Origin of the sequence: Variovorax sp. dw_954, from assembly GCF_018449755.1 — a bacterium.
Taxonomy (GTDB): domain Bacteria; phylum Pseudomonadota; class Gammaproteobacteria; order Burkholderiales; family Burkholderiaceae_C; genus Variovorax.
Map to the genome: position 1 here is coordinate 1 of NZ_JAAVVD010000056.1, position 6965 is coordinate 6965.

The 6965-nt window shown below is 58.7% G+C and carries 5 protein-coding genes; 4 read left to right on the top strand and 1 reads right to left on the bottom strand.

The genetic code is table 11. From position 1 onward, the window contains the following. Nucleotides 1-80: 80 nt before the first annotated feature. Both HB681_RS37085 and HB681_RS37090 read left to right on the top strand, forming a co-directional pair. Nucleotides 81-5141, top strand: a complete 5061-nt coding sequence (locus HB681_RS37085) for a hypothetical protein (protein ID WP_213959899.1) — start codon at nt 81-83, stop codon at nt 5139-5141. Further along, nucleotides 5119-5790 carry a hypothetical protein gene (locus tag HB681_RS37090; protein WP_213959900.1) on the top strand — a complete coding sequence of 224 codons (672 nt, stop codon included), beginning with the start codon at nt 5119-5121 and terminating at the stop codon, nt 5788-5790. Before HB681_RS37085 ends, HB681_RS37090 begins: the two co-directional genes overlap by 23 nt. A gap of 255 nt (nt 5791-6045) precedes the next feature. Here HB681_RS37090 and HB681_RS37095 read toward each other — a convergent pair whose 3' ends face one another. Continuing rightward, nucleotides 6046-6267 carry a hypothetical protein gene (locus tag HB681_RS37095; protein ID WP_256735264.1) on the bottom strand — a complete coding sequence of 74 codons (222 nt, stop codon included), beginning with the start codon at nt 6265-6267 and terminating at the stop codon, nt 6046-6048. Between the two features lie 105 nt (nt 6268-6372). Between HB681_RS37095 and HB681_RS37100 the strand changes: the two genes are divergently transcribed. Both HB681_RS37100 and tnpB read left to right on the top strand, forming a co-directional pair. Continuing rightward, a complete protein-coding gene (locus tag HB681_RS37100; protein ID WP_213959901.1) occupies nt 6373-6786 on the top strand; it encodes a transposase in 414 nt (137 codons plus the stop codon). Continuing rightward, the coding region (gene tnpB / locus HB681_RS37105; protein ID WP_213959902.1) for an IS66 family insertion sequence element accessory protein TnpB at nt 6783-6965 on the top strand (183 nt) is incomplete at its 3' end. The genes HB681_RS37100 and tnpB, both read left to right, overlap by 4 nt.

Consider the following 6965-nt stretch of genomic DNA (forward strand, 5'->3'; position numbering starts at 1 on the left):
GGCAGGCGATATCGATTATTCGTGGGCGCCAGGCGGATGCCAGCCTGTTCATCATCATCGATGCAGCGGACAACGCCTGCATGGCCGCGAGTGATCGAGGCGATAGATGTTTCGTTCCCGACCTGCTCCGGCTACCTCTTCCCGAAGGTGTCCATCTCGCATTGACGTCTCGCTCCCACCGCCGCAAGCTTCTCGATGCGACGCCAGAGACAATCGAGTTCCAACTCAAACCTTTCGACGAAGAGGAGTCGGCACAGCATCTGCTCCGATATTTCCCATCGGCGCCACCAGAGCAAATTCGAGAGTTCGCGACCCTGACAAGTGGTAACCCTCGCGTTCAAGCCCTCGCGCTCTCTCAAAAGTCCTCCTTGGAGGACATGTTGCGCTCCCTTGGTCCGACGCCTACTACTGTAAGCCGCGCCATCGGTGACTTGCTGTCGAAGGCAGTTGCTCGACTCAAGGAGCGTGACGGTTCTATTGAGGCTCGAAGCATTGACCTCATCTGTCAGTGTTTGGCGGTCCTCCGTCCACTGGTACCGATATCTGTTCTTGCCGAAATCTCTGGCACATCTGAGGGCGCCGTTCGGAGCTTTGCCATCGACCTCGGCAGGCCTCTGTTCGTCAAAGGCAACAGTCTGCACTTTCTCGATGAACCAGCAGAAACTTGGTTTCGCGAGCAATTTCAGCCCGACGAAGCGGCTATGGGGTTCCTACTACAGCGTTTGAGGCCGTTGGCGAGCCATAGTTCCTATGCGGCAGGAATGCTTCCTGAGTTGCTTCTTGCTGCGGGAAGACTCGACGAAGTCGTTGAGCTCGCGCTCTCAGATTCAGGCCTTCCAGCGGACAACCCCTTAGAACGTCGGGATGTAGAGCTTCGGCGACTAGTGTTCGCTTTAAAGGCGTGCCTAGGTGCGCGCCGCTACTTGCCCGCCGGCAAGCTTTGCATGCGCGCGGGCGGGGAATTGGCTGCCGAGGCGAGGCAAAACAAACTGGTTCAGCAGAACACCGACCTCGCGGGTCAGCTCTTGTCCGTTGACCGTATCGAAGAGTTGGTATCCCGTCGCACGTTTGCCTCGACTTGGATGGGATCAGCTCAGGCGTACTACGCCAGCCTACTTTCTGGGCACACAGCGCTGCACGCCGAAGCAGCAAGCCGATTGCGCATCGCACGTGACTGGCTCAGGGCCTGGAGCCGACTACCCGATGAGGAACGACGCGGCGAAGGCATCAAAGACGCCGACATTGCGGAGCTCGCATTCGCCATCTTGCACGTGAACGGTGCTGAGCATGTGACTCGCTTTCTACGTGGCTGGAACTCTCGAACTGTTGCGTTCGACACCGGACGACTATTGGGGGCACGTTTGCTTGATTTGGGCCACGCAGACCTCTTCGATACCTTGTTCACAGCAGCGACTCGCGACCCATGGCTCCTACTGGCACTTGCCTCAGCAGCGGACGCAACTAGTCACAATCCCCCACCAGAACCGCTTCAACGATTGCTCCGCGTTCTATGCGACCGACGCGTTGTTCTCTCGAGAGAAGAACACTTGAAAGACAGAGGTAGCCTTCTTGAGGCCGTCACCGGAGCTGTCGCCCTGGCCATGAGGTCGTTGCCACACAACTTTCACGCGTGGCATCACTTGTTGGAGCGCTACTTGCCCGCCGACCCACCCTTGGGGCTGGTGGATAGATTTGGTATTCAGCAATCCACGCTTCGAGCATATTCCCTGCACGCGGCAATGACCGGAAGAAAGCTGGACCCCGTGGCCCTGTCCCATTCTTCCAAGCGGGACGCAGTTCGTGAAGCAGAAGTGACCGGGCGGACCCACGACGGGGAAATCAGCGCATATCAGCGAGACCTGAGAGCAGTCCTGGGATGGTTCGAACTGCGCGCTGAGCGACTCTGTGGTCGAAATCCGAAAGATGCCTCACGAACAATCAGCGAACTACTGAAGAACCTATCCCATGCGGAGACCTATGCGCAATTTGGACGCAAGGCACTCACACAGGTCATTGCGGAGCAATGGTTCGGAACGCTTACAGATTCGCCCGCTGACAATTGTTTGGAGAACCGCTTCTTCTCCTGGTTCGAGGACGAGAAGGCTGCACTTTGGCCCGTTACGCTCATTTCCATTTGCAAGTCAGCAGCACGAGCAGCGGGGTTTTCGAGGTTCGCACTTGAACTCGCGCCGTACGCGCTTCAAAGAGTTGAAGCCTTGGAGAACGAGGATGCCGAATCCCGAGCCGACAACTTTCAGTTGCTCGCCAGGGCGGTCCTGCCATTGAGTCAGGCGGAAGCGGTCGCTTGTTTCGAGCGAGCAATTACGATTGCCAGCCGGATTGGCGAAGAGAATATCAGTCGCTGGGCGGCGTTGTTGAACCTTGGCAAGGCTGCTGGAGCCGCTACCGTTGCTCAGCCGCAGCTCGCATACAAGCTCTCAAGAGCTGCAGAGTTGACCTACGCATACGTGGCCAGGGACAAGCATTTTGATTGGCACGGAACGGCCGAGGTCTTAGCGATGCTCTGTGGCCCGTCCTCACTGGCCATCTCTGCGAGATGGCGAGACAGGAGATTTGGAAGGTACTCACGCCTGCTACCAGTCACCGTTCAAGCACTCGTGCATCGCTCGGGAGGATTGCCGCGGCATACGCCAGTTGTGCTTGCAGGCATCGATGCTGAATGGAACCGCGCCGAAGAACTTGTTAGCGCTGTGGAAGCCGAATCGGACGTTGATCGAAAGCGAGCCATCCTACTAGCGGGATATCGATATTTGCGCCTTCTGCCCTACGGGCCCGACACTTGGCAACGCGTCGAAGAACTTGGAACTCGACTTGGAGTCAAACTCTTGGACATCGAGCGCTTGCGTCGTGCCGCGGAGCAGGCCTGTGTAGGTCAGACCTCCAGCGCCGCAAGGGAGCCCGCGTTTTCCGCGTCGGCCTCCGATAGAAGCGCTCCTGATTGGAATCAGGTGTTCCAGGGCGTCTCCCTGGACGACCCGCTCGCATTGAAAGCCGCCCTCGCACGATGCCGGGCATCAGGTTGCAACTGCTCAACTGATGACTTCCTTCAGGAAGCCGTGGGCCGCGCGGGGCCAGCAAAAGCACCAGGCCTCGTTGCGGCAGTTTCCTCCTGGGCAGATTCTTCGCTTTACGACCTTCGGACGCTGTCGAAGGCTCTTCCCCCCAACTGTCGTCGGTTGCTGTCAGTAAAAAAGGCGCTGCGTTCCGCAATCTTGGACGGATGCCGGAGAGAACCAAGCCGAGTTTTTCGACGAGGCTACTGGGCGCTTCTTCCTTTTGAGGCTTGGTACGACGACGGAATCGTGTCAGACGCAGATGTAGTGCAGTCGCTTATAGAGGGCTATGCAGCGAAACTGGACGGGATGGACGCGTCGGCCCTTTTTCATCTGCTGGACCCGCTGTCGTCGCTGCTCTCAAGCTCGGAGGCGGCGGAAGCACTCGACTATGGAATCGACCTGCTGGACGAAGCTCTCGAGGAGGACAGGGGAGATGGTGCGTGGCATGATTCACTGCGCCCTCCACCATCTACGACCGCCGCTCTTGCGGGGTACATCTGGTCTGGACTTGGCTCGCCTGTTGGGAGTGAACGCTGGGAATTTGCGCACGCCGTGAGGAACGCCGTGGAAATCGGTTGGGACGAGCTCCTCATGGAACTCGTCGCCTGCGCGAGCATGGGTGGGGGCGGCGCGTTCGCGGACCGACGGCTAGAGTTTTATAGCTGGCATGCCAGACAGTGGTTGGTGATTGGGCTGGCACGAGGCACATTGACTCATCCCCACTTGCCTATACAGTGCATCGATCATCTGCATCGAGAACTGGAGTCAGGCCATGTTCTGATTCGGGGATTCGCTGCCAAAGCGCTCATGGCTTGCGGTGTCGGCGACCCGACCGCACTTTCCTCTGTGAACTCGTCTACGTTGACCCCAGGGATGGTTGAGGACTACGGGGGGCGCCATGACGATGAGGCCGGAGATGAAATCTCTGGCGAGGGAGACGGTAAGTACTACTTCGGCATTGACATAGGGCCGTACTGGTTCGCCCCATTGGGGCGTACGTTCGGCATCTCGGAAAAAGCCATCGAAAGACGAGTTCGCTCTGTATTGAGAGCATCCTTCCCTCCCCATGGTATGAACTGGCAGGAGGATGCGCGTCATTCCCGCGGCATCTTCGACTCGCATGGTAGGGAAACCCTGCACTCGCACGGGACGATGCCGAAGACAGACGATGCTCAGGCTTATCGCTGCTATCACGCCATGATGCTGGTGGCAGCTGTTTTGCTGCAGGAGACGCCGACCAGGCGCTCGCGCGAAGACAATCTGGACCTATTCGAAGAATGGCTCGACGGCGAGATGCTTTCGCACTCAAACGGGCATTGGTTGGTCGACCGTCGCGACCCGTCGTTGGTGGTGGCAACGCCTACGCCAGACCACCATCGTGAACCGAACTGGTCTTGGAATGTTTCCGCAGACTACATCGACAGTCAACTGACGACCGACGACGGACTGCAAGTGCTTTGGGGCTACTGGGGCCATGGGGACAGGGGTGAAAGGGAGACGATTAGTGTCCGTAGCGCTCTCGCTGCGCGAGAAATAGCGCCGGCGCTCGTAGCCGCGCTGCAAACTGCATCGACCGACAGATTCTTCCTACCGTCTACGGACCGAAGTTGGTCGGCGAACAATGACGCCTCTCCCCTCGAAGCATGGGTCGATAGTCCGTCGAATGTACATCGTCTCGATGAGCGCGACGCGTGGGGGGCGAGCCTTGGATTTCCTCCGCCGTCCCCAAGCGCAAAAGCCTTGGACGTTGCAAACCTCTCTGCCACTCCAGACGGTCGCCGTTGGACAGCAAGACGCGGTGGAACCCTGCGTTCGGAGAGTTGGACAAGGGTCGCGGGCTTGGGCCGGGATGAGGCTATCTACTCTGGGACGCGCTTGGCCGCAGACGGTGCCTTCATCGACTCTCTGCTGTCGGCTTTTCCCGACAAATGCCTCATTGTGAGTATCGAGGTCGAACGACGCTTGGACGAGGGTGTGGCTTCGCGAGAGGGGTGGGAGCCCTATCCTTGGGACTATCGACGCATTTACCTACTGGACCGCGATGGAATCCCTAGAACGCTCTAAGTCAATCATCGAATTGGGGAAGCGACTGGCCGCATCCATGGCCAAAGATGAGGACCTGACAGCCGAATGGATGGCACACCTCATATCGGAGCGGATGCACGCTGTTGAGATGGCACCGCCCGAAGGCAAAGAGGCAGCAGAAGAGGCATGTGTTCGCGAAATATTGCGTCTGTGGTCTCACCGATTCGCGGCCCCCAACAACGCCAAGCCCCTTGGGGACATCGAGTCGGTGGCGCGCACCTTAGCTTCACTAGACCCGTCCAACACTTTCAATCGGTTCAACCCACATGCAATGACTCTCGCAGATGCGGAGAACATTCGGAATGAAAATGATTGGTTGAAACTTGCGCTACAACTTGACTATGCGGCGCGGGAGCTAATCGGGTTTGCACTTCGAAAGGGCGCACAGCACCCATTGGCAAGCGTTGAGTTCCAGACAACGCTAAGCGAAGCGCTCCAAGGCGATGCCGACGTGGCCTTTGAACTGCCAATCGTGCAGTTCATTCTGCAGGACGACAACTCCTCCGTCGACTCGAGACTCAAGGCAGCCACGGAGAAGGCAACCATGAGAAGAATAGAACGCCTAGAGCGCTTTGCACAACTTGCCTTAGACGCTTCAGCGGGTCTACGGGCGACGTTGAGCGGTTGAGCGTCTCAGACGCAACCGATGAAGACGAGTCTCTGGCGACGCCTCCTGATACCGAGTAGGAGAGCATCCATTTACTGAGGGGTGTGCAGTGCAGCTTTTGCTTTTGCGGGAGGCGCTATCGTTGCTGCGCGGTGGAGCGCCTGACTGCAGCAGGGCAAATGGCTAGCGCAGCATGTGCTCAAAGGCATACCGGCACGTTGCCTGGATTTGTTCCGTGAGCGTCCAGTCATCCCATCTTGACCGGCCGCAGGCGGGTCACCTGGACTGCAGCTGTGCTCCGACGTAGGCAATGCACTCCACGAGGTTGAGGGCGGCCAGCAGCAAGAACTTCTCGGCGTCAGTTCTCACGCGCAGCAGATCGTGTTGGCCAAGGGGGCCATATACAAACGCCAGCAGGTAGCGCTCGGGATGGTCGACGCAGAACTTCGTGATCATCTGCTCGACGAGGTCTGGGGGCACACCCTCGCTGAACTTCATCGTCGCTGTCAGCCGCTGCAAGGTAAGCGTGGCCTCAGTACCCTCTTGAGCTGAGAGAGTTGCCGCTGCACCCTTGCGTCCACTGACATGAGTAGTGGACGCAGCATGAATGATCTGACCGAGAGAGAACACCCGAGGCAACTGCCCCCTGGCGTCTTGAGCGTGCGCAGCAATGGCAAACGGATTTATGCCGATGAGTTCAAGGCTGAACTGGTCCGGCAATGCTTGGTCCCCGGGACTTCGGTAGCGGCCACCGGCATGACGCACGGGGTCAACGCGAACCTGTTGCGTCGTTGGATTGTTCTGCACGGTGCCCGTGATCGCGATGTCGCGTTGACACCGGCGCTGTTGCCGGTGACGTTCCAGGCATCGCCGCCTGCGAGTTCGCCGCCGCCATGCGCGCCGTCGGACCCGCAGAGCATTGAGATTGAGATTCACGGCGCTCTTGTTCGCCTGCACGGCCAGGTCGAGGCGCAACGACTGCGCGTCGTCCTCGACGTGCTGGCACGGCGCACGTGATCGGTCTTCCATCGAACACACGCGTGTGGATCGTGGCCGGCCATACCGACATGAGGAAGGGCTTCGATGGCTTGGCCGCGATGGTGCAGACGGCACTTGCAGCCAATCCGTTCTGCGGCCACGTCTTCGTCTTCCGCGGCAAACGCGGCGACATCCTGAAGGTGCTGTGGTTCGATGGT